At 43.3% G+C, this 24650-nt stretch carries 22 protein-coding genes; 8 read left to right on the top strand and 14 right to left on the bottom strand.

The genetic code is table 11. The features are described from left to right. Window positions 1–24 precede the first annotated feature (24 nt). From dxs to xseB, 3 genes are all read right to left on the bottom strand, one after another. A complete protein-coding gene (dxs, locus tag B0X70_RS19160) occupies window positions 25–1890 on the bottom strand; it encodes a 1-deoxy-D-xylulose-5-phosphate synthase (protein ID WP_217470131.1) in 1866 nt (621 codons plus the stop codon). 62 nt (window positions 1891–1952) lie between these two features. Next, a complete protein-coding gene (ispA, locus tag B0X70_RS19155) occupies window positions 1953–2870 on the bottom strand; it encodes a (2E,6E)-farnesyl diphosphate synthase (protein ID WP_217470130.1) in 918 nt (305 codons plus the stop codon). Between the two features lie 4 nt (window positions 2871–2874). Then, window positions 2875–3153 (bottom strand): exodeoxyribonuclease VII small subunit, encoded by a 279-nt coding sequence (xseB, locus tag B0X70_RS19150; RefSeq protein ID WP_036775087.1) that lies wholly within the window; start codon window positions 3151–3153, stop codon window positions 2875–2877. 196 nt (window positions 3154–3349) lie between these two features. Here xseB and thiI point away from each other — a divergent pair, with 196 nt between their 5' ends. Continuing rightward, a complete protein-coding gene (thiI, locus tag B0X70_RS19145) occupies window positions 3350–4798 on the top strand; it encodes a tRNA uracil 4-sulfurtransferase ThiI (RefSeq protein ID WP_217470129.1) in 1449 nt (482 codons plus the stop codon). A gap of 78 nt (window positions 4799–4876) precedes the next feature. On the opposite strand, the gene yajL is transcribed toward thiI, so the two are convergent. Both yajL and panE read right to left on the bottom strand, forming a co-directional pair. Then, a complete protein-coding gene (gene yajL, locus B0X70_RS19140) occupies window positions 4877–5467 on the bottom strand; it encodes a protein deglycase YajL (RefSeq protein WP_217470128.1) in 591 nt (196 codons plus the stop codon). A 2-nt stretch (window positions 5468–5469) separates the two neighbouring features. Then, a complete protein-coding gene (gene panE / locus B0X70_RS19135) occupies window positions 5470–6342 on the bottom strand; it encodes a 2-dehydropantoate 2-reductase (RefSeq protein ID WP_217470127.1) in 873 nt (290 codons plus the stop codon). 134 nt (window positions 6343–6476) lie between these two features. Here panE and B0X70_RS19130 point away from each other — a divergent pair, with 134 nt between their 5' ends. Next, window positions 6477–6968 (top strand): YajQ family cyclic di-GMP-binding protein, encoded by a 492-nt coding sequence (locus tag B0X70_RS19130; protein ID WP_040150012.1) that lies wholly within the window; start codon window positions 6477–6479, stop codon window positions 6966–6968. 123 nt (window positions 6969–7091) lie between these two features. On the opposite strand, the gene B0X70_RS19125 is transcribed toward B0X70_RS19130, so the two are convergent. The 9 genes from B0X70_RS19125 to B0X70_RS19085 form a co-directional block, all read right to left on the bottom strand. Then, window positions 7092–8471 (bottom strand): MFS transporter, encoded by a 1380-nt coding sequence (locus tag B0X70_RS19125; RefSeq protein ID WP_217470126.1) that lies wholly within the window; start codon window positions 8469–8471, stop codon window positions 7092–7094. A gap of 153 nt (window positions 8472–8624) precedes the next feature. Continuing rightward, window positions 8625–9509 carry a heme o synthase gene (gene cyoE / locus B0X70_RS19120; RefSeq protein ID WP_011148018.1) on the bottom strand — a complete coding sequence of 295 codons (885 nt, stop codon included), beginning with the start codon at window positions 9507–9509 and terminating at the stop codon, window positions 8625–8627. 12 nt (window positions 9510–9521) lie between these two features. Next, window positions 9522–9854, bottom strand: a complete 333-nt coding sequence (locus tag B0X70_RS19115; RefSeq protein WP_036775099.1) for a cytochrome o ubiquinol oxidase subunit IV — start codon at window positions 9852–9854, stop codon at window positions 9522–9524. Continuing rightward, window positions 9854–10468 (bottom strand): cytochrome o ubiquinol oxidase subunit III, encoded by a 615-nt coding sequence (locus B0X70_RS19110; RefSeq protein WP_217470124.1) that lies wholly within the window; start codon window positions 10466–10468, stop codon window positions 9854–9856. The genes B0X70_RS19115 and B0X70_RS19110 overlap by 1 nt, the downstream gene beginning before the upstream one ends. After that, window positions 10458–12449: a cytochrome o ubiquinol oxidase subunit I gene (gene cyoB, locus B0X70_RS19105; RefSeq protein ID WP_036775101.1), complete on the bottom strand. Its 1992-nt coding sequence runs from the start codon at window positions 12447–12449 to the stop codon at window positions 10458–10460. Before cyoB ends, B0X70_RS19110 begins: the two co-directional genes overlap by 11 nt. Window positions 12450–12453: 4 nt before the next feature. Next, window positions 12454–13389 carry a cytochrome o ubiquinol oxidase subunit II gene (gene cyoA, locus B0X70_RS19100; protein WP_036775103.1) on the bottom strand — a complete coding sequence of 312 codons (936 nt, stop codon included), beginning with the start codon at window positions 13387–13389 and terminating at the stop codon, window positions 12454–12456. 349 nt (window positions 13390–13738) lie between these two features. Continuing rightward, a complete protein-coding gene (locus tag B0X70_RS19095) occupies window positions 13739–14500 on the bottom strand; it encodes a nucleoside-specific channel-forming Tsx family protein (RefSeq protein ID WP_036775106.1) in 762 nt (253 codons plus the stop codon). A gap of 243 nt (window positions 14501–14743) precedes the next feature. Beyond that, window positions 14744–16231, bottom strand: a complete 1488-nt coding sequence (ampG, locus tag B0X70_RS19090) for a muropeptide MFS transporter AmpG (RefSeq protein ID WP_046394477.1) — start codon at window positions 16229–16231, stop codon at window positions 14744–14746. 72 nt (window positions 16232–16303) lie between these two features. After that, window positions 16304–16882: a lipoprotein gene (locus tag B0X70_RS19085; protein WP_046394478.1), complete on the bottom strand. Its 579-nt coding sequence runs from the start codon at window positions 16880–16882 to the stop codon at window positions 16304–16306. 243 nt (window positions 16883–17125) lie between these two features. On the opposite strand from B0X70_RS19085, the gene bolA reads away from it, so the two are divergent. The 6 genes from bolA (at window position 17126) to hupB (ending at window position 24496) form a co-directional block, all read left to right on the top strand. Further along, window positions 17126–17440 carry a transcriptional regulator BolA gene (gene bolA, locus B0X70_RS19080; protein ID WP_036775112.1) on the top strand — a complete coding sequence of 105 codons (315 nt, stop codon included), beginning with the start codon at window positions 17126–17128 and terminating at the stop codon, window positions 17438–17440. Between the two features lie 380 nt (window positions 17441–17820). Further along, complete coding sequence (tig, locus tag B0X70_RS19075; protein ID WP_040150024.1) at window positions 17821–19125, top strand: trigger factor; 1305 nt, start codon at window positions 17821–17823, stop codon at window positions 19123–19125. A 272-nt stretch (window positions 19126–19397) separates the two neighbouring features. Further along, complete coding sequence (gene clpP, locus B0X70_RS19070; protein WP_036775116.1) at window positions 19398–20021, top strand: ATP-dependent Clp endopeptidase proteolytic subunit ClpP; 624 nt, start codon at window positions 19398–19400, stop codon at window positions 20019–20021. Between the two features lie 137 nt (window positions 20022–20158). After that, window positions 20159–21430 (top strand): ATP-dependent protease ATP-binding subunit ClpX, encoded by a 1272-nt coding sequence (gene clpX / locus B0X70_RS19065; protein ID WP_036775117.1) that lies wholly within the window; start codon window positions 20159–20161, stop codon window positions 21428–21430. Window positions 21431–21637: 207 nt separating this feature from the next. Continuing rightward, window positions 21638–23992, top strand: coding sequence for an endopeptidase La (gene lon / locus B0X70_RS19060; RefSeq protein ID WP_036775120.1), 2355 nt, complete (start codon window positions 21638–21640; stop codon window positions 23990–23992). A gap of 228 nt (window positions 23993–24220) precedes the next feature. After that, window positions 24221–24496, top strand: a complete 276-nt coding sequence (hupB, locus tag B0X70_RS19055) for a nucleoid-associated protein HU-beta (protein ID WP_011148005.1) — start codon at window positions 24221–24223, stop codon at window positions 24494–24496. Window positions 24497–24650: the final 154 nt, after the last annotated feature.

Genomic DNA, 24650 nt, shown 5'->3' with positions numbered 1-24650 from the left:
AAATATCCTATTATCCCTATACACTCAGGAAAATAGCCTTTTATTGATACTATTTTGAATACCTACGGCATCAAGCCCTAAATCCGCTCTGATTTCTTCCTGACTACCTTGTGGAACAAATTGGTCAGGCAAGCCAATATTCAGAATTTGCACCAGACGACCTTCCTGCATTAGCAGTTCATTAACGCCACTTCCGGCGCCGCCCATAATGGCATTTTCTTCCAGCGTGACCAATAAATCATGGTTATCAGCCATTTCTAATATCAATTCTTTATCCAGTGGTTTGACAAAACGCATATCAACAACAGTCGCATCCAGTGACTCTGCTGCTGTTATTGCATCGGGTAGCAGAGTACCAAAGTTCAGGATCGCCACCTTCTTACCTTGACGACGAATAACACCTTTACCAATTGGTAATTGTTCGAATGGTTGGCGTTCTGCCCCCGTCCCGGTTCCTCGTGGATAGCGCACGGCTACTGGACCTTGCTGATAATGATAGCCGGTATGCAGCATCTGTCGGCATTCGTTCTCGTCACTGGGCGCCATAATGACCATGTTGGGGATGCAACGAAGGAATGAAAGATCAAAGGCGCCTTGATGTGTCTGACCATCAGCACCTACGATACCTCCGCGATCTATTGCAAATAGAACAGGTAGATTCTGAATGGCGATATCATGGATAACTTGGTCATAAGCACGTTGGAGAAATGTTGAATAGATAGCAACAATCGGCTTGTAACCACCAATTGCCAAACCAGCGGCAAAAGTCACGGCATGTTGTTCTGCAATGGCGACATCGAAGTATTGATCAGGATATTCACGGGAGAAACGCACCATACCAGAGCCTTCGCGCATGGCTGGTGTGATTGCCATCAGTTTTTTGTCATTGGCGGCTTCTTCGCATAACCAGTCTCCAAAGATTTTGGAGAAAGTAGGGCGGTTGTCTGAGCTTTTAGGTAATGCGCCAGTAGTCGGATCAAATTTAGGTACCGCATGCCAACTGATAGGATCTTTTTCGGCGGGTGCATAGCCTCGACCCTTTTTAGTCATGATGTGCAGTAGCTGTGGCCCTTTCAACTCACGCATATTTTTCAGCGTTTGGGTCAATGTCAGTACATCATGTCCGTCGATGGGGCCAATGTAATTAAAACCCAATTCTTCAAACAGAGTGCCAGGAACAACCATGCCTTTGATATGTTCTTCGGTTTTTTTCAGTAGTTCTTTAATCGGAGGTAGATTGGAAAAGACTTTTTTCCCACCTTCCCGCAATGTGGTGTAGAGTTTACCGGATAGAAGTTGAGCTAGATGGTTATTTAACGCACCAACGTTCTCTGAGATAGACATTTCGTTGTCATTAAGAATAACTAACATATCCGGGTCGATATCCCCGGCATGGTTCATCGCTTCGAAAGCCATGCCTGCTGTTATCGCGCCATCACCGATAACACAAACTGTACGGCGACCTTTGCTTTCGCGTTGAGCGGCAATTGCCATACCTAATCCAGCACTGATAGAGGTCGATGAGTGGCCGACACATAAGGTGTCGTATTCACTTTCATCCCGCCACGGGAAAGGGTGAAGCCCATTCTTTTGACGAATCGTATCAATACGATCTCGGCGTCCTGTCAAGATTTTGTGAGGATAAGCCTGATGGCCGACGTCCCATACCAATTTGTCGAAAGGCGTTTTATAGACATAATGTAACGCTACAGTCAGCTCAATGGTGCCAAGACCGGAGGCAAAGTGACCACTAGAGCGACTGACACTGTTTAGCAGGAATTGCCGAAGTTCATCACATAACTTCGGCAGGCTCTCTTTTGGTAACATACGAAGTTCTTCAGGATTTTCCGCTAATGCCAATGTTGGGTATTTGGCTATATCAATGCTCATTTGATACTCGTTAAGAAGTGTTTATTAATAGCGCTGCCAGTGGGTAAATTTACCGGCAGACCTTAGTTGTTACGTTCAATGATAAAGCTGGCAAGTGCGCGCAGCATGGTTGTGTTATAAGATTTATCTTCCAGTTTATTCAAAGCTTGTAATGCTTCTTGATACAGTTCGTATGCTTTTTTCTGTGCTTGTTCTAACCCTAGTAATGCGGGGTAAGTGCTTTTTCCTAGCTGTTGGTCACTGCCTTGGCGTTTTCCTATCATTTCGGTATCGCCAATGACATCAAGAATGTCGTCCTGAACTTGGAATGCGAGCCCGATGGCTTGGGCATATTGATCCAATTCAGGCAAGACGTCATGCCCACGTTGACCTGCGCCATATGCGCCCATTCTGACTGCGGAACGGATAAGTGCGCCCGTTTTGTGGCGATGAATTTTTTCTAGCATATGGAGATCGATGTGTTTGCCTTCTGCTGCCAGATCCAGGGCTTGGCCGCCACACATACCGGCTACGCCACTGGCGGTTGCCAATTCAGCAAGCATTTCGAGGCGATCTGCTGTTGTAACATCCGGCATTTCTCTTTTAGATAGGATTTCAAATGCCAGCGCTTGTAATGCATCTCCCGCCAGAATTGCGTGAGCTTCGCCAAATTTTATGTGGCAGGTCGGTTGTCCACGGCGTAAATCATCGTTATCCATCGCCGGTAAGTCGTCATGGATTAATGAAAAGGCGTGGATACATTCAACGGCTGCTGCTGGAGCATCCAGATTATTTGCGGATAACCCAAACATTTCACCAACGGCATAAACTAAAAATGGGCGCAGGCGTTTACCACCGAGCAAAGTACCATGTTGCATTGCGTGAACGAGCGGGTTGTCTGCAAATGCCAGTGAAGATAGTGTGCTTATCAGAACGTTATTGACTCGTTGTTGACAGATTTTAAGCTGTTCTTTAAATTGGGTTGAATTTTGTTCAGACATAGGCTTATTCAGTATCCGGGGAGAAATGACTCAGTGGAGATTGGGTGTCGTCGTTAAGCAGAATCTGAACTCGCTGTTCTGCTTGTTGCAAAGTCTGTTGCCCTTGACGGGCTAATTGAATACCACGCTCAAACTCGCTTAGGGCTTCTTCCAGTGCCAGTTCACCTGATTCCAGCCGGGCGACGATCTGTTCCAGCTCTTTTAATGAGCTTTCAAATGTCATTGCCGGGGCAGGTTCTGGCGTACTGTTTGTACTTTCTGATATTGCGTTTTTCTTTGGCATAATTTTTTACTATTTACAGAGTTCGCCTGAGGGTTGCAGACTATCTTATTATGCTGGTGCAAACAAATCCTTAACTGATTTTGTGTTTTTTCCGCGCTATACCACGAGATAGTGTTATACTCCGCGGCCTGATTTGACAACCAAGACATACCATCAGTTTTTTTATCAAAATGCCTAACTACTACTATAACTCACTATGAAGTTTATTATTAAATTATTCCCGGAAATCACGATCAAGAGCCAAACTGTTCGTTTGCGCTTTATTAAAATTCTCGCTAGTAATATTCGCAATGTGCTGAAAACGTTAGGAGATAATATTGCAGTGGTTCGCCATTGGGATAATATCGAAGTTCGTACTAAAGATGAAAACCTTGGCGCTCAAATTTGTGATGTGTTGACACGTATCCCCGGTATTCACCATATTCTGCAAGTAGAGGAGCGTGAGTTTCGTGACATGCATCATATCTTTGAACAAGCTTATGAGGCTTATGGCGAATCGCTCCACAATAAGACATTTTGTGTTCGGGTAAAACGTCGTGGTAAACATCAATTTACGTCTAATGAAGTAGAACGTTATGTCGGTGGTGGTTTAAACCAGCATATTGAATCTGCGAAAGTAAAACTCAATCATCCTGATGTTACCGTCAATTTGGAAATTGATCAGGATGTGCTGATTTTGGTAAAAGCCCGTTATGAAGGGATTGGTGGTTTTCCTATCGGAACGCAGGAAGATGTATTGTCTCTGATTTCTGGGGGTTTTGATTCTGGTGTTTCCAGCTATATGCTAATGCGCCGTGGCTGCCGTGTTCACTATTGCTTCTTCAATCTTGGCGGCTCCGCTCATGAAATTGGCGTGAAGCAGGTTGCTCATTATCTTTGGAATCGTTTTGGTAGTTCCCATAAAGTCCGTTTCGTTGCTGTGGATTTTGAACCTGTTGTCGCTGAAATTTTGGAAAAAATTGATGATGGCCAAATGGGGGTGGTGCTTAAACGGATGATGGTAAGAGCGGCATCTAAAGTTGCAGAGCGTTATGGCGTGCAAGCGATTGTTACCGGTGAAGCTTTGGGACAAGTTTCCAGCCAGACACTCACTAATTTGCGTTTGATTGATAATGCGTCGGATACATTGATTCTGCGGCCGCTGATTTCTCATGATAAGGAGCACATTATCAGGTTAGCGCGTGAGATTGGCACTGAGGATTTTGCCCGTACGATGCCTGAATTCTGTGGTGTTATTTCAAAAAGCCCAACAGTAAAAGCTGTTAAAGCTAAAATTGAAGCAGAAGAGGCAAATTTCGATTTTAATATTCTGGAAAAAGTGATCAGTGAGGCTCAGAATATTGATATTCGCCAGATCGCAGAACAAAGCAATGAGCAAGTGGTTGAAATTGAAACGGTGACAGCGTTCGTTCCAACGGATGTGTTATTGGATATTCGTTCGCCTGATGAACAAGATGATCGGCCATTGCAGTTAAATGGTGTGGAAATCAAATCATTGCCATTCTATAAGTTGAGCAGCCAATTTGGTGATTTGCCAAAGGATAAGACCTATCTACTCTATTGTGAACGTGGAGTTATGAGTCGTTTGCAGGCACTCTATTTATCTGAACAGGGTTTTGATAACGTGAAAGTTTATCGGCCTTAATTGTTTTAGTTATACATTTCGGGGTTCTTATTACGTGAACCCCGAATCGTATAAAGTAAGATGCTTTTGTCTATTTTTTCAATCTTGATAAGAATATACACCTAGTGGCAATATGAGTTGAGTCGCCACTTCTGCTGCTGTTTCTCGTCCTTTTAATAATTCAATGAGTTTTAATGCAAAATCGAAAGCTGTCGCTGGCCCTTGGCTGGTCAATAGATTGACTCGATCATCAAAACAGACTCGGCAATCAATCCATTTATCGGACGAAATTTTGTCTTGCAAACCGGGATAACCGGTCATTTTGCCAGTAGGGAATAAATTGTGGTGTTCAAGTACGATAGCGGGCACGGCACAAATTGCCGCGATAATTTTCCCTTGATAATGTGCCTGGCGGATTTTTTCGATAACGAGTGGATTATCACGGAAACATTCGGCACCTTGCATACCGCCGGGTAAGATGATGGCATCGAAAGATTCATCAATAACTTTTTCCAGAGGGACATCAGCAACCAGTTTCACACCTCTGGAGCAAGTTAAAATCAGTTCTCCATCGTTGGCGGTGCTGGCGATCGTGACACTGATACCAGCGCGTACCAGTAAATCAATAGTTGTAACGGCTTCTGTTTCTTCACTACCGTGAGTCAGGCAGATGAGTGCTGAAGGGGTCATAATCATCTTTCCTTATGTTTAACTAGGTTATAGATACGGGTATTTTCAGGGGCTGCCAGACCATGCACGCCGGCCCGGCGTAATAAATAACCGGTGATATAGTCAATTTCAGTGCGACGTTTTGCGCGGACATCCTGCAACATGGAAGAGTAGTTTTTTGCTGTAAGTTTTATCACATCGTAGACATAGGCAATCAGGTTGTCGATAGTGGTATGTATATTCTCTCTCTGCATAACCTGAATAATTTCTTCGCACAAAGTATTTAGTTGTTCCGGGTAGCGAAGCAAATCTCCATTTTGGCATTCATAAAGTGCAGTCAGCGGGTTTACGACACAGTTAGCGGCAAGTTTTAGCCAACTAATAGAGAGGATTTCATTATGCCATGCAACGTCTGGCAAAGATTGGTGTAATACATTAGCCAGAGAGTTAAGCCCAGTTGCATTTGACGTTGCCGAGCCAATATGGGTTAGCCCGGACGCAGTATGATAAACCTGTTGATCATCCTGATATGCGCCATGTGTTGTGACGCCAAGCAGTATGGGATTAGGCGCTGATAATAGTTCTTCTTGGGTACCCATGCCGTTGTGTAGTAATAAAATTGGGCAATTAGGTGAAAGCTTGGGGAGTAAATTATTCACTGCATCAGCGACTTGCCATGCTTTCAGGCAGACAATCAGTAATTCGCTGTTAGCAAGATGGTTACTGTTATTAGTTGGGATTGGTTGGTTGAATACTTGCCCATTCATTTCGTCAATATGAACAGATAAATGAGATTGTGGGGTTTTTAACCAGCCCTGTACTTGATGTTTTTGTTGTGATAATGCAGCTAGCCACAGTTTTCCTATAGCGCCACAGCCAAGAACGGTTATCTTCATATACACCTTTTGAAAGACGCTGCCATAATATTGGATGGAAATAATAAGATCCCGCTAATCCAAGTATAGCGCTTTTGCTGACAGTGGAAAGCGGTTATCATGCCAACTTATTGATTATCAGGAGGTCATGGATAATGCCATCTTTCGATATTGTTTCAGAAATTGATATGCATGAAGTTCGCAACGCGGTAGAAAATGCGCAGCGCGAGCTTGCTAGCCGTTGGGATTTCCGTAATGTCAGCGCCAGTTTCGAGTTAAATGAAAAAAGCGAATCTATCAAGATTGCTAGTGAGTCAGATTTTCAGGTAAATCAGTTGGTTGATATCATGCGTGAAAAGTTGGCTAAACGTGGTATCGATGGCGCTGCATTGAATATCCCTGATGATATGTTGCACAGTGGTAAGACTTACAGCGTTGAAGCGACTTTGAAGCAGGGGATTGATACCCCTACGGCGAAAAAGATCGTGAAGCTGATTAAGGACAGTAAACTGAAAGTGCAAGCACAGATTCAGGGTGAGCAGGTGCGAGTGACAGGTAAAGCTCGTGATGATTTGCAAAGTGTTATGGCATTAGTTCGTGGCGCAGAGCTGGGACAGCCATTCCAGTTTACTAATTTCCGGGATTGATTTTCTGCCTAGTGGATTGAGATATCTAGCCTAATATGGAGTGGGGTATTCCTGACCAGAATACCCCACTCCCAGTTTCCCTTAATATCAAATCGGAGTGAGTGGAGTTATCTGGTTTGATACTTAATCTATAGTGTCATTATTGTTAGCTATCAATTGTTCAAGTTGTGCCCTGCTTGTCAGTTTAGTGTCTACTTTTATGTAAGCACTATGCTCCTCCGGCACAATAACGACGTCGCAAACGCCTGGCTGAACAAGAATTTTTTGTTCCAGCAATGCTTTATTGACTATATTTTCTGGCAGAGAAATTCTGATGCTGCTGACATAGGGGGGGTGTTTCATTGTTGTGCTGATAATCAACCAAATGATTGTCAGAACGATACCTGCCATAAATACCAGCGGTGCTCCTTTTAATTCAGATAACCAACCACCAAGGCTCCCCCCTAAAGCAACACCTAAAAATTGGCTAGTGGAGTAGACGCCCATTGCTGTACCTTTATAACCTGCCGGTGCTTCTTTACTGATAAGTGATGGCAGGATAGCTTCCATTACATTGAAAGCAATAAAGAAAATTTGTATGCCGATGAAAATTACCCATAAGTGATGTCCCGCTGCCCACAATACAATTTCAGCAATCAGTAGCATTGTGATACACAGTGAAAACACTTGTTTCATGCGGCGCTTTTTTTCTGCGTAAATAATGAAAGGTAAAACAGATACAAATGAAACCAGCATGGTGATCAGGTAAACCTTCCAATGTTGTTGGTTAGGGAATCCTGCTTGTTGCATCACTAAAGGAAAGGCGACAAAACTTGCCATTAGCAAAGTGTGCAAACTGAGTATGCCAAAGTTGAGTTTCAGCAATTGGCTATCAGTCAGAACTTTACTGAAACTGTGACGAACAATGCCTGATTCACGGTTAAGGATGTGTTTATCTGTGGAAGGAACAGCAAATAGCGTTATCAGAATGCCACAACCGGCTAGAATGGTAATTACCCAAAATAGACCGTTTAATCCAATGGCATGAGCCAGGATTGGGCCAAGTACAATGGCTGTGGCGAAAGTTATTCCGAAGCTAATGCCAATAAAAGCCATCGCTTTAGTTCGATTTTGTTCACGGGTTAAATCAGAAAGTAGCGCCATAATTGCAGCAGATATGGCTCCAGCACCTTGTAGCGCTCGTCCAATTATTATGCCCCAGATAGAATCACTGAGAGCAGCAATGATACTGCCTAAGACGAATAGTAGTAACCCACCAACAATTAAGGGCTTAGCGCCAATTTTGTCAGAAAGCAGTCCAACAGGGATCTGTAAAATTGCTTGGGTTAAACCATAAATGCCAATGGCGATGCCAATAAGTGTTTTAGTGGCATCTTCTAGATGCAGGCCATAGGTTGTTAATACAGGAATCACCATGAACAAGCCTAGCATTCGCAGAGAAAAAACTGAACCTAGGCCCCATGTCGCCCGAAGCTCAAGTGGCGTCATTTTATTATCGTTCATGATTACCTCGAAATATTTTGATGTGTCATTGTAGATAGGTTTTCAATAAGGGGTAAATAGTTAATTGAATTAATAATATTGAAGTATTAAGGAGAGGGAATAACAGGCTGGAAGGAAACTGATGGCAGGGGGGACCACTGCCATCAGGGAAAATTACCGGACGTAAGTTAGGAAGGCTTCTGAGGGTACATGTGGGTCAATAGACATCATGACACTCAGGGAAGTGATTGCCACAATGGAAAATATAAATAATTTACGAGCCCAAATGCGGTCATTATCAGTTTTGTAACCGGATAACGCCATTCCTAGCCACCAGACGCTCACTGCTGCTGCAACAACCAAATATTTGTAACCAGCGTAACCGCTGATGGCTAACATAAGGGTTGCAATCATAAATGCCAGGATATAAAGGATAATGTGGTTTTTCGCCACGGATATGCCTTTGATCACGGGCAGTACAGGAATATTGGCTGCCTGGTAATCTTTGAAACGAAAAATAGCAATGGCATAGGAGTGCGGCATTTGCCACAGGCTGAAAATCAGTAACAGGATCAACGCGCCCGTATCAAACTGACCAGTTACTGCACAATAACCGATAACCGGAGGTGCCGCACCGGACAAACTGCCGATCAATGTGCCATAAACAGATTTCCTTTTCATATAGAGGCTATAAACCCCTACATAGACGACAAAACCGATAATCGCTAATTGCATTGCTAAAGCATTGGCTGCTGCATAGAGCAGCACTATGCCAGCAATACCCAGTATTGATGCATAAATCAGGCTGATTTTCGGATCAATAAGTCCTTTTACAAGGACGCGGTTTTTTGTTCTTTCCATGATCCGATCGATGTCTCGGTCAATGTAGTTGTTAAATACACAACCAGAAGCCACGACTAATGAAACGCCGAGCAGAGTCGAAATGAACAAAGGGTAATCGATCACCCCTTTCGAGGCGAGTAGAAAACCACCGATCACAGAAATTAAATTGCCGAAAATAATTCCTGGTTTAGTTACTTGCAGGTATTGCTTAATCATATATGCAGCTCTTTAATCAACCATCATATTAATGTTGAGGTTGTACATAATCCATAGTGAGCCAACAACAACAATACCGATAATTAAAATGGTGAACAGCAATGCTACTAAGTTCCAGCGTTCTTCTGACGAAGTGTTCATGTGCAGGAAGTAGATAAAATGAACAATAATCTGCACCACAGCCAGAGCGACTACCGTTGTCAGGATAGTCGTATGGGAGGCAGAACCATCCATTACCATCCAGAACGGAATCACAGTCAGGATGACTGAAAGAACAAAGCCGATCAGATAAGATTTCAGGCTACCGTGGCTAGCTCCAGTATGAGCAGTATTAGAATGACTCATTACATAGCTCCTAACAGATAAACAACGGTAAATACACAGATCCAGACCACATCCAGGAAGTGCCAGAACAAGCTCAGGCAGTTCAGACGGGTTTTATTGACATCAGTTAAACCGCGGCGGGTGACTTGGATTATCATGATGATAATCCAGACCAGACCACAGGTAACGTGGATACCGTGAGTAGCAACTAGTGCGAAGAATCCGGACAAGAATGCACTGCGGTCAGGACCGTAGCCTTCAACAATCAGGTGATGGAATTCGTACAATTCCATCGCCACGAAGCCAAGGCCGAACAGGAAAGTCATGCCGAGCCAGGCGTTAACCTGGCCGATTTTTCCTTTGTTCATTCCCAGCATGGCAAAGCCATAAGTGATACTACTGAATAGCAGTAGGAAAGTTTCAACCAATACAAAAGAGAGGCCGAAAATCTCTTTGCCAGATGGACCGTCCGCGGTTCCGTTAACGAGTACTGCATAAGTCGCAAACAGACATGCGAACAGAATACAGTCACTCATCAAGTAGACCCAGAAACCGAATACTTTAGTGGCTCCCGCATCGTGGTGCCCATGATGCTCGTGGGCATGATTGTGGTTAGTCATAGTTTCAGTTGACATGGTTCAGACCTGCCTTGCTAATTTGTTCATGGTGTTGATTCTCAATTTGCTCAACTTCAGCAACGGGTACGTAGTAATCAACATCTTCATCAAAGCTTTTTGCAATCCAAGTGATAATCATGCCTGCAAAGCTTGCGATAACCAGCCACCAGATATGCCAAATCATGGCGAAACCAAACAGCAAGCTAAAGCCAGCAATGATTACACCTGCCCCGGCATTTTTAGGCATATGAATTTCTTCATACTGAGCAGGACGCTTATAAGCAGTGCCTTTTTCTTTCATATCCCACCATGCGTCACGGGTTTGCACATGTGGAACGTCAGCAAAGTTGTAGAACGGTGGTGGAGAAGATGTTGCCCACTCCAAAGTACGTCCGCCCCAAGGGTCACCGGTCAGGTCACGGTTTTGGTCACGGTCACGGATACTCACGTAGAATTGAATGACCTGACACAGGATACCAACGGCAATCAGTGCGACACCAATCGCGGAGACGACCAGCAGAGTATGGAATTCAGGGTTGATATCTTGGCTAATACGACGGGTCATTCCCATAAAGCCGAGCGCGTAAACTGGCATAAAGGCGATAAAGAAGCCGATGATCCAGAACCAGAATGCGCGGACACCCCATTTTTCATTCAGTGTGAAACCAAAAGCTTTCGGGAACCAGTAAGCAGTACCGGCGAAACAACCGAAGACAACACCACCGATGATCACGTTATGGAAGTGTGCAATCAGGAACAAGCTGTTATGCAGAACGAAGTTTGCGCCTGGAACTGCTAGCAGAACGCCGGTCATACCACCGATAGAGAAGGTGACGATGAAGCCAACGGTCCACAACATCGGTGTTTTATACTCAATACGGCCTCGATACATCGTGAACAGCCAGTTGAAAATCTTAACGCCTGTCGGAATCGAGATAATCATGGTGGCTATGCCGAAGAAGGCGTTAACGTTCGCGCCAGAACCCATCGTAAAGAAGTGGTGCAGCCATACGATAAACGACAATACGGTGATGGCAATGGTCGCCCACACCAGAGAAGTGTAGCCGAACAGTCGTTTTTTCGAGAACGTCGCAGTCACTTCAGAGAAAACACCAAAGACCGGCAGCACCAGAATATAAACTTCAGGGTGACCCCAAGCCCATATCAGGTTGATATACATCATCATGTTACCGCCCATATCATTGGTGAAGAAATGGGTACCCATGTAACGGTCAAAAGTTAGCAGGGCAATGGTAACGGTCAGAATCGGGAATGCGGCGATGATAAGTACGTTAGTACAGAGTGCTGCCCAAGAGAATACAGGCATTTTCATCATGGACATGCCAGGGGCACGCATACGCAGGATCGTCGCAAAGAAGTTAACGCCGGTCAGCAAGGTACCGATACCGGATATTTGAAGACTCCATATCCAATAATCGACCCCAACGCCCGGACTATATTCTATACCTGAGAGCGGAGGATAAGCTAACCAGCCGGTCTGAGCGAATTCACCCACACCCAGAGAGATGTTAATCAGCGCAACGCCAACGACGAAGAACCAGAAACTCAGTGAGTTCAGGAATGGGAATGCTACGTCACGAGCGCCGATCTGTAGTGGAACCACGATGTTCATCAGGCCGACAACAAAAGGTGTCGCCATGAAGAAAATCATGATGACGCCGTGGGCGGTAAAGATCTGGTCATAGTGGTGCGGCGGCAGGAAACCTTCTGCACCCGCAGAGGCGACAGCCTGCTGACCACGCATCATGATGGCATCGGCGAAGCCACGGAGCATCATGACCAGCGCCACGATAATGTACATAATACCGATTTTCTTGTGGTCAACGCTGGTTAACCACTCGCTCCACAGCCATTTCCATTTACGGAAATAGGTCAGGGCTCCGACAATCGCGAGCCCTGCGAAGAGAATCCCAGCAAGAGTGACCATGACAATGGGCTCATGCAATGGGATTGCATCAAGTGTTAATTTTCCCAACATTACTTTATTCCTCAACTCCGGCATGAGCGGTCTCGCTCATATTCATGTTATGACCTGTCGTTGCACCGTGGCCGCCATGCATATTCATGTTGCCCATAAATTTGGCAATAATGTCTTGATACAGGTTAGGCTTAACGCTTGAGAAGTATTCAACCGGATGGTTCTGGCTCTGTTTAGCTAACTCGTTAAATGCCTGCATGGTATCCAAGGTTTTGGGAGAGGCTTTCACTTTTTGAACCCATTGTTCAAAACCTTCACGATCTGCGGTAGCGGTAGCAGTAAATTTCATGCCGGAGAAGCCGTGGCCACTGTAGCTACTGGACAAACCTTTATAAGTGCCAGGTTCATCGGCAATTAAGTGAAGTTTAGTCTGCATGCCAGCCATTGCATAGATTTGACCACCTAACTGTGGGATGAAGAATGAGTTCATCACAGAATCAGAGGTGATTTTGAAGTTAATAGGAACTCCAGTAGGGAAAGCAATTTCGTTAACTGTAGCGATACCTTGCTCCGGGTAAACGAATAGCCACTTCCAATCAAGGGAGATAACTTCAATAGTCACTGGTTTTTCATCACTGACCAGTGGTTTATATGGGTCAAGCTCGTGGGTTGTTTTCCAGGTAATGGTTGCTAAAATAATAATGATAATGATAGGAACGGTCCATACTACCAGCTCAATTTTATTTGAGTGTGCCCAGTTAGGGTGATAGGTAGCACTTTTGTTGGCTTCGCGGTAACGCAGGGCAAAAGTGAATGCCATGATGATCACCGGAATAACGATGATTAGCATCAGGCCAATAGCCGTAAGTATCAGCGTTTTTTGTTCAGCGCCGATAGCGCCTTTAGGATTCATCAATACCATATCGCAGCCACTCAGCATAAGAGTAGCCGCTAGTATTGACAATATCCCAATACTTTTATTGTATTTCATAAGTCTCATCTAACGACCCCAAATAACAAAAGCTCTATTGTCGTTTCATCAGTGCGGGCATTCTACGGTAAGGCTACTGGAGTGTAAACATTTGTAATAGTTAGTTGAGGGGTTGTTAACCCTTTATGTTACTGGGATCACATGCAACTGTAAGATTAATCAGAAGTTAGCTTGAAAAGGTTATTTAATTGTAACGAAATAGTGCGGAAATATGAATTTGTACTGAATCATTTTATATTTTTTAGGTGAAAGGAAAAAAATAAAAAAATTTGCTTTAAAAATTTCCACCGTAGTCATTTTATTTAGGAATTAAATTAATTGTGAGCCACTTTTGGCAGCTCACAATTAAAATCAATAATTAGAAATTATATTTAATGGAGTAGACAATCGCATCCTGCCAGAAGTCTTCACCTAATTTATGATCGGCATATCGATATTGAATGCCGGTTGTGAAGGATTGGTGAGGTGTCCACCATAACGCGATTGCGCCATTGGTACCGTTCCGACCACCGTTGCCGTAGCGTTCATTCCGGTTAAGTTCTATTTCATTCCAGTTAGTTATGCTGAATTTTTCTTCCCAGAGCTGAAAATCGTAACCCGCAACCCAGCCAACAACATAGCCGTTATTACCGGAGTAGAAAGTTTGGTCAACATAGTGCAGCGCAACAAACGGTTTGAACCAGACACCGGCGAAATCAGTGTTGTAGCCAATACCATAAAGGGTATTTACCTCATGAAAGTTCCCGCCGTGCGCTGTACCTGGGAGAGAGTAAGTACCGTAAACATGACCATAGAGATTGAAACCAGTATCAGCCAGATAAAAGCGACCGGTTGTTTTAAAAGTGTATCTTTGGTTATCCCCTGGTTCAGCATGCTGACTGTTGAAAGCATTTTCCAGATCAAAGAACCCGTATAATTCACCCCAGTCAAAGCCGGCTCCGCCTTCCAGTTCCAAATAGGCAAAGTCGTCTTTATGAGAGGTTTGCCCTGACTTGTGTGTGGTATGGCTAGTCCAGTCGAGGTAGTTCATGCTGATATTAGCAAAGCCCCCTTGATATTCAGCATAAGCGGGAACTGAGACGGTGGTGAGTAAAGCAGTAGCCAGAATGGTTGTTCTCATAAATTTCTCTAACGCATCCATGAAAAGAGGTTTTGGGTTTTAAAGCTATATTAAATAACCCTTAAAATGGTAGTCTGATTCTACGCAGATATAAATATTGAACAATCAAATAATCACTCGAAAATAGCACTTTTGGCAAATGACTATTTGAAGTGTGATCGCTATCACTTAAATATTTAAGAAAGAGGGCATGAATATCAAAGGCTGACAGTGATCAACCTTTGATAAATTAACTTAATATTTTTACCTTTTTAAATCAATTTGCACCTTACTTAATGCAAGATAATCTAGAAAGCTACCGAGAATGATGCTTGTGATACCAATTTGTACTCCCCATGATAGTAATGTTTCGGCCAGATCAGGTATATGAGTCCAGTTAAGAGCATTGGTGATGATGATAAGTAACCAAAATGTGAGCAAGATGCTTGCTAATGATAGTAAGCCAAGCGCTAGACGATAGAAATTTTTGAACTCAGTACGTGGCATAAAATCATTAGTTCGCTGGGTATAAACCAGAGTCTGGCGGCAGACAAATAACAGTAATAAGCCTGGAACAGAGGCCGCTATAGAGAATAGATAGAAGTTTGGCCAGCCATGTAATTCAACGAACCAACCCGCAATTGGGCCGACATAGACTCGTCCAACAGCAGATAAAGCAGATAATAAAGCAAATTGTGTTGCAGAGAATGATTTATGACATAACGCCATAATTAGGGCAACAAATGCAGCGGTCCCCATTCCGCCACAGATATTTTCCAGAAAAACGGCGCTACCCATAGTGTAGATATTTTTGTCAGTAATAGATAACAGCCAGTATCCGATATTGGAAATCGCTTGAAGGATGCCAAAGATCATGAGTGAGCGGAATAAACTCCATCGTTGCATTAAATAACCACCATATAATGCACCAATGATAGTTGCTATTAATCCTAGCGTTTTGTTGATCATTCCGACTTCACCAGCATCAAAGCCAATACCACGGATCAGAAATGGGGTACTTAGGCTGGCGGCAAAGGCATCTCCCATTTTATACATGACAATTAACAGTAGTATCAGCCATGCATTATTGCGATTAAAAAAATCGGCTAATGGTTCTATTGCGGCTTGCTGGAGTGTTTTTGGTGGCGGAGCGTCAATGTCAGGTTCTTTAGCTTTTAACGTCGTATAGATGCCAATTAACATCAATCCAGCCATCAACCAGTAGGTGTGTTGCCAGCCAATATAGCGGTCTGCGATCCATAGCGCTAACCCGCCTGAAACCAACATGGCTAACCGATAACCAAGTACTGAAACGGCAGCGCCTACACCCCGCTCTTCGCTACTCAATAAATCGGCTTTATAAGCATCAAAGACGATATCCTGTGATGCGGAGCAGAAAGTAACAGTTACCGCTAGTATGGCCAGCCACCATAAATGTTGAGATGGTTGGAGAAAACCCATTGCAGCGATACTGGCTATGAGTAATAACTGTGTAACAAGTAGCCAACCACGGCGCCGTCCAAGAAAAGGGAGGGTAAATCGGTCCATAAAAGGGGACCAAAGAAATTTGAAAACATATGCTTGGCCGACAAGAGAAAAGAAGCCAATTGTTTTAAGATCAATGTCTTCAACAGTCATCCATGCTTGCAGGGTGCTGGCAGTCAATGCGAGCGGTAAACCAGAAACAAAGCCGAGTAAAAGCAGGATTCGTGAGTTATGTTGGGTAAAAACGGTGAGATAACGATAAGACATGTGCCTCCCAAAACCCTGCCCTTGGCGGGCAGAGTAAATAATTAGTCCTTTAATAAACAATTAGTCTTTTAATTAGCGAGCATTTTGTTTGATGAAATTACTGACGGAAAGATCTTGCGCCATATCTGCTATGACTTCTGATAAGACAGTATTGACCGCATCAGCAATTTTCTCATTAGTTGCGCCTAAAGGGCCTTGTACATTGTAACTGGTGCGGTAATTTTTAACTTGTTTACTGCCATTTTGCGCTGTACTAATGATGGAAATATCAGCTTTTGTTGAAATATTATGGCGCAGGCTACCTTCTTTAACGTCTGCATATAGATTGTTCATAATAATTTGCAGATTGGCATTGGCTGGTGAGCCAATCATATAACCACGGGCGGTCATCTGTTTTTCCAGGATTTCCTGGAGTAGAAAGCGCAGATCACGGGAGGGTTTCAGTATTTCCAGCTTTGCATTGCGGTTAACTTGAGCAAGTGTCTGAGACTGACGATTGTCGGCACCGCTGATACTGATGGTAATCGCGCCCATTGTTGGATCTGCTGTTGGCAATGTAATTTTAGGTTCAATGGTCAAGGTATTGCTGGGAGCAGCACAACCAGCAAGAAGAAAAAGCGCAATGAGTGGGAATAAGATTCTTTTCAACATGTTAATTTTCTCATCGGTGATAAGGATATCCAGTCATACTTATCAATAGCATAAATTGCGTCAATAATAGCACTGCCTTTTGATCATGGCATATCCCTGATGGGGTAAACGCATATAAAAACCTTATGATGTGGGATTCGATTAAAAGATATTTTAATGCGTTGGTGCTATAACTCATGGAGAATAGACTAAAATTATTAGTATGGTTGGCAGTACGACTGCTGTGTGGTTAAGGAGAATGATATGGTGTATCAGGATATAGAAGAGAAATTACAGGCTGCATTTAATCCCTCATATCTTGAGGTCATTGATGAAAGTTATCGTCACAATGTACCCGTAGGTTCTGAAAGCCATTTTAAGGTCGTAATCATCAGTAATAAATTTGCTGGTGAACGTATGCTGAACCGCCATCGTTCTGTTTACAGCGTATTATCGGCAGAATTGTCCGCAGGTGTTCATGCTTTGGCGTTGCATACCTATACAGAAAAAGAGTGGAATGAATTACAGGATACTGTTTTAGCGTCACCAGCATGTCGCGGGGGTAATATTGTTGCCTGAAATCCGCTGATTGATACTTAGTTTTGGACATTTTCTTACACAATAAAATAAATTTAGCGAACGGTCTTCGGGCCGTTTTTATGTTTTATATATGCATCCGTTTTGGATGTAAATTTAGCCGCTGAATAATCGTTATCCTGTGAAGTTGATGAATAGTTCGGCCTTTTTTCAGCAATTCTCGACTCACACCGTCTGCATCGCTATAATGTCGCGTCTAATTTTTAGAATGGTTTCGGGACGCTTCTGACATCAGGGATTCTCGGTTTTTAAATGCGACCGCCCCGGTTCTTAGAGAGTGTTGCGATTGGTACATACAAATATGTGCTGGTTGTATGGTCTCTGGAGTTGACCGAGCACTATGATTTTTTTGAGGTAAAAAGATGCAAGTTTCTGTTGAAACCACTCAAGGCCTTGGGCGTCGTGTGACAATCACCGTTCCTGCTGCCGATGTTGAGAAAGCAGTTAGTAGTGAGTTGGTCAATGTAGCAAAAAAAGTTCGTATCGATGGTTTCCGTAAAGGCAAAGTGCCTATGAACATTGTTAAACAACGTTACGGTGCTTCTGTCATTCAGGACGTTCTGAGTGATCTGATGCAACGTAACTTTATTAATGCAATCATCGAGCAAAAAATTAATCCAGCAGGTGCGCCAAGTTATGCACCAGAACAATTCAAAAATGGTGAAGATTTCACTTACTCTGTAGAGTTTGAAGTTTATCCAGAAGTTGAATTGAAAGATCTGGAAGCCATTGAAGTTGAAAAACCTGTTGTTGAAGTAAAAGACGAAGATGTTGATGCGATGCTGGAAACATTGCGTAAGCAGCAGGCTAATTGGAAAGAAACCGAAGAAGCTGTTGGCGCAGAAGATCGTGTTACTGTTGACTTCAATGGCTCTGTTGATGGTGAAGAGTTTGAAGGTGGTAAGGCATCTGATTTTGTTCTGGCTATGGGGCAGGGCCGCATGATCCCAGGTTTTGAAGAGGGCATTGTTGGTCATAAAGCTGGGGAAGAATTTACCATTGATGTCAATTTCCCAGAAGATTATCATGCTGAAAATCTGAAAGGTAAAGCTGCTAAGTTTGCGATCACATTGAAAAAAGTGGAACAGCGTGAACTGCCGGAGTTGAATGAAGAATTCATCAAACGTTTCGGTATTGCTGATGGCACCGTTGATGGTCTGCGTGCAGAAGTACGTAAAAATATGGAACGTGAACTGAAAAATGCGGTCCGTAACCGTATTAAATCTCAGGTTATCGATGGTTTGGTTAAGGCTAACGAAATCGATGTTCCGGCCGCTGTTGTTGATAGCGAAATTGATGTTCTGCGTCGTCAATCGGCTCAGCGTTTTGGCGGCAATGAAAAACAAGCTCTGGAACTGCCTCGTGAACTGTTTGAAGAACAAGCTAAACGTCGCGTTGTGGTTGGCCTGCTGTTAGGTGAAGTTATCAGCAGTAATGAACTGAAAGCTGATGAAGAGCGTGTTAAAGCATTAATCGAGGAAATGGCTTCTGCCTATGAAGATCCTCAAGAAGTGATCGAATTCTATGGTAAAAACCAAGAATTGATGAACAATGTTCGTAATATTGCTTTGGAAGAACAAGCTGTTGAAGTTCTTCTGGGTAAAGCAAAAGTTTCTGAAAAAGAAACCACTTTCAATGAGTTAATGAATCAGAATCAAATGGCATAAGTTTTAATTTTGTCATGAGATAATGAATTTGTTGTCTTAGTGAAATGAACCCGCAGATAAATCTGCGGGTTTTTTTATAAGTAAGAGGCAAGATTTTTCTTGAAAAAAGTGGGTTTAACCCCAGATCCTTTTTAATATTATGTATATGATTGCAAAATTTTTCAGGGGTAATTCCCCCTTGATTGGTTAACTTTGAATCATGGTCATCATCGCTTATCTCAAGTAGAATTGGTTATGAATGGCACCAACATGAATTCTATTAGGAGACGAAAATGTCATATAGCGACAAGCGGGATCAATATGCGCCTCACATGGCTCTGGTGCCGATGGTAGTTGAACAGACTGCGCGTGGGGAACGTTCGTACGATATCTATTCGCGCTTATTAAAAGAACGTATTATTTTTCTGACCGGTCAGGTTGAAGATCATATGGCAAACCTGGTTGTAGCTCAGATGCTGTTTCTTGAGGCGGAGAATCCGGAAAAAGATATTTTCTTATATATCAACTCGCCAGGTGGTGTGATTACTGCGGGAATGTCCATCTATGATACGATGCAGTTTATTAAACCGGATGTCAGTACTATTTGTATGGGGCAGGCATGTTCAATGGGAGCATTCTTGTTGACTGCTGGGGCAAAGGGAAAACGTATCTGTTTGCCAAATTCCCGGGTTATGATCCATCAGCCATTAGGCGGTTTCCAGGGACAAGCTACAGATATTGAAATTCACGCTCAGGAAATATTGAAAGTAAAATCGCGTATGAATGAGTTAATGGCAAAACATACGGGAAGACCTATTGAAGAGATCGCGAAAGATACAGAACGTGATCGTTTCTTGTCGGCAGATGAAGCCGTAGAGTATGGATTGGTTGATAAGATTTTCACCCATCGCGATTAATTTATTATTCCCGGAAGCTATAATATAAACATTCGGCTTACCATTTGGTAAAGCTATGACGTTTGGGGTAATAGCAGAAGTTTCCTGCTTTGCCAGATAAATCTGGGGGAGCAGTTGATAAAGTGAGGTTGTGACTGATGACAGATAAGCGCAAAGACGGTTCAGGAAAGCTGCTGTATTGCTCTTTCTGCGGGAAAAGCCAACATGAAGTGCGAAAATTGATTGCTGGCCCGTCAGTATATATTTGCGATGAGTGTGTGGATTTATGTAACGACATTATTCGCGAAGAAATTAAAGAGCTTGTACCACATCGTGAGCGTAGTGCATTACCAACGCCTCATGAAATCCGTCAGCATTTGGATGATTATGTTATCGGCCAGGAAACGGCGAAAAAAGTGTTGGCGGTTGCTGTTTATAACCATTACAAACGGTTACGTAATGGCGATATCAGTAACGGTGTTGAATTAGGTAAAAGTAATATTCTGCTTATTGGGCCGACAGGGAGTGGTAAAACGCTATTGGCTGAAACATTGGCTCGTTATCTTGACGTTCCTTTTACCATGGCCGATGCGACTACGCTGACCGAAGCGGGATATGTGGGAGAAGACGTAGAAAACATTATTCAGAAATTACTGCAAAAATGTGACTACGATGTACAAAAAGCTCAACGCGGTATTGTTTACATTGATGAAATTGACAAAATTTCACGTAAATCTGATAACCCATCAATTACTCGGGATGTTTCAGGTGAAGGTGTACAGCAAGCGTTGCTGAAACTGATTGAAGGTACAATTGCGGCAGTTCCTCCTCAGGGGGGGCGTAAACATCCACAACAGGAGTTTTTACAGGTAGATACCTCCAAAATCCTATTTATTTGTGGTGGTGCATTTGCAGGTCTGGATAAAGTCATTGGCCAGCGTTTAAATACCAGTACGGGTATTGGATTTGGTGCGAAAGTCAAAGGTGAGTCAGAAAAAGCGACTGAAGGCGAATTGCTTGCACAGGCTGAGCCGGAAGATCTCATTAAGTTTGGGCTTATCCCTGAATTTATTGGGCGGTTACCTGTTGTTGCCACGCTCAGTGAATTGAGTGAGGAAGCGTTGATTCAGATTTTGAAAGAGCCTAAAAATGCGTTGACCAAGCAGTATCAAGCACTGTTTAACCTTGAAGGCGTTGATCTGGAATTCAGAAGTGAAGCCCTGACTGCTATTGCTAAGAGAGCAATGGTTCGTAAAACGGGGGCCCGCGGCCTACGCTCTATTGTTGAAGGCGCCTTGTTGGACACTATGTATGATCTACCATCAATGGAAAACGTTGGAAAAGTTGTTGTAGATGAATCTGTTATCAATGGTCAATCTGCGCCTTTGCTGATTTACAGCAAACCGGATGCCCAGGTTTCTGGTGAATAATTGAGTCTAGGGCAGAGAATTCACTAAACGAGATATTATTGAATAAAATGAGGGGATTACCCTCATTTTGTTTTTATTAAAGTGCCATACCATTGAATGTCAAATTCCTGTCCCCATATATTTTATATTCTATGGAGTGAAACTCGTGAGAACCGTGTTTCACGAGATTCCTAAAAACTGGCGAAAGCTAAACGAAGAGAGAGCTCTATGAATCTTGAGCGTTCCGAACGCATAGAAATCCCTGTATTGCCTCTGCGCGATGTGGTGGTTTACCCGCATATGGTGATCCCATTGTTTGTAGGGCGTGAGAAGTCTATTCACTGCCTGGAAGCAGCAATGGATCATGACAAACAGATCATGTTGGTTGCGCAAAAAGAAGCTTCAACTGATGAGCCAGGGGTTAATGACCTTTTCTCCGTTGGTACCGTAGCTTCTATTTTACAGATGTTAAAACTGCCTGACGGCACGGTAAAAGTGCTTGTCGAAGGGTTGAAACGTGCCCGCATTACGACTCTGGCTGATAATGGCGAACATTTTTCTGCTCATGCTGAGTATCTTGACTCGCCGCTCGTTGATGAGCGTGAGCAAGAAGTTATGATCAGGACTGCTATTAATCAGTTTGAAGGTTACATCAAATTAAATAAGAAAATTCCGCCAGAGGTTCTGACCTCGTTACACAGTGTCGAAGATGCCGCTAAATTAGCTGATACAATTGCTGCGCATATGCCATTGAAGCTTAGTGATAAACAGACTGTTTTGGAAATGTCTGATGTCGTTGAGCGTCTTGAATATCTGATGGCAATGATGGAGTCAGAAATTGATTTGTTACAGGTAGAAAAACGCATTCGTAACCGCGTGAAGAAACAAATGGAAAAAAGCCAGCGCGAGTACTACCTGAATGAACAGATGAAAGCGATTCAGAAAGAATTGGGTGAAATGGATGATGCGCCTGATGAGTATGAAACCCTAAAGCGTAAAATTGAAGCAGCAAAAATGCCCAAAGAGGCTCGTGAAAAAGCCGAAGCTGAATTGCAAAAACTGAAGATGATGTCTCCTATGTCGGCGGAAGCGACGGTTGTCCGTAGTTACATCGATTGGATGGTGCAGGTTCCGTGGGTTGCTCGAAGTAAAGTCAAAAAAGATTTGGTTAAAGCTCAGGAAACTTTGGATACCGACCATTATGGTTTGGAGCGTGTGAAAGAGCGTATCCTTGAGTACTTGGCAGTACAAAGCCGAATTAGTAAAATTAAAGGGCCGATTTTATGTTTGGTTGGGCCTCCTGGGGTGGGTAAAACCTCTTTAGGTCAGTCCATTGCGCGAGCGACCGGGCGGAAATATGTGCGTATGGCACTGGGTGGGGTTCGTGATGAGGCTGAAATCCGTGGTCATCGCCGAACCTATATTGGCTCTATGCCGGGCAAATTGATCCAAAAAATGTCCAAAGTTGGAGTGAAGAACCCTCTGTTTCTGCTGGATGAGATTGATAAGATGTCATCCGATATGCGTGGTGATCCAGCTTCTGCCTTGCTGGAAGTTTTGGACCCGGAACAGAACGTGGCATTTAACGACCATTATCTGGAGGTCGATTATGATCTGTCAGATGTCATGTTTGTTGCAACATCCAACTCTATGAATATTCCGGCGCCATTGTTGGATCGTATGGAGATTATTCGTCTTTCCGGTTATACCGAAGATGAAAAATTGAATATTGCCAAACGTCATTTGCTGCCTAAGCAGATTGAACGTAATGCCCTGAAAAAAAGCGAATTAACTGTTGATGACAGTGCTATTATTGGGATTATCCGTTATTACACTCGTGAAGCAGGAGTGCGTAGTTTAGAGCGAGAAATTTCTAAGCTGTGCCGTAAGACGGTAAAAGCATTGTTAATGGATAAAAATTTAAAACATATTGAAATCAATTCAGATAACTTAAAAGAGTATCTGGGTGTTCAACGTGTGGATTATGGCCGTGCAGATACGGAAAACCGTATTGGTCAGGTCACAGGACTTGCATGGACTGAAGTTGGTGGTGATTTACTAACCATTGAAACCGCGTGTGTTCCAGGGAAAGGTAAACTAACCTATACTGGCTCACTCGGTGAGGTTATGCAGGAATCCATTCAAGCAGCATTAACTGTTGTTCGTGCTCGTGCTGATAAGTTGGGTATCAACGCTGATTTTTATGAGAAACGGGATATTCACGTCCACGTTCCGGAAGGTGCGACGCCGAAAGATGGCCCAAGTGCGGGTATCGCCATGTGTACAGCATTGGTCTCCTGTCTGACCGGTAATCCGGTTCGAGCTGATGTTGCTATGACCGGTGAAATCACATTGCGTGGTTTAGTTCTGCCAATCGGTGGCTTGAAAGAGAAGCTACTGGCTGCTCATCGAGGCGGAATTAAAACAGTCTTAATTCCGGAAGAGAATAAACGTGATCTGGAAGAAATTCCCCAAAATATTATTGCAGATCTACAGATCCATCCAGTAAAACGTATTGAAGATGTTTTGGCTATTACATTGCAGGATCCTGTGTTTGGCGCAGAATTAGTGTCAGTTCAATAGTGCAAAAATAGTGAACTATCTTAATAATTATGGATGAAATATAGGCTGGTAAGCGAATTCAGGCTTGCCAGCCTTTTTATATTGCTAACTTGGATGAACTGTCTAATAAATATTTTGTTGTCTTATGATTTCTTGCCAATATCGGAAAGGATTGATATAACGGCACTGCTATCGGGTTATCCGTTAGGATTCTGATGCGATAGTAAAAACTATATGGGGATGATAAGAGTGAATAAATCACAACTGATCGACAAGATTGCTGCTGACTCTAATATTTCTAAAGCAGCCGCAGGGCGTGTAGTAGATGCATTTATTTCTTCTGTAACGGGTGCATTGAAGGATGGCGATGATGTTGCTCTGGTGGGATTCGGTACTTTTGCTGTTCGTGAACGTTCTGCACGTACAGGCCGTAACCCTCAAACAGGAAAAGAGCTCAAAATTGCTGCGGCTAAAGTACCTGCTTTCCGTCCAGGTAAAGGTTTGAAAGACGCTGTTAATGGGTGACATGAACCAAATATTGTTTATCAGTCCTTGTTATATTGGCAAACATAGACTGACGATACAGGTTTGGTAAGTTAAAATAGAAGCGCATCAATTGATTGGTGCGCTTTTTTTCTCTTAGCGCTTGAATTAGCGTAATATGGCGTTTTCAATTTCA

The sequence above is a fragment of the Photorhabdus akhurstii genome (assembly GCF_019090985.1).
Classification (GTDB): Bacteria; Pseudomonadota; Gammaproteobacteria; order Enterobacterales; family Enterobacteriaceae; genus Photorhabdus; species Photorhabdus akhurstii.
Note: the sequence above shows the minus strand (reverse complement) of the source record. Positions and strands in the feature narration are given on the sequence as shown.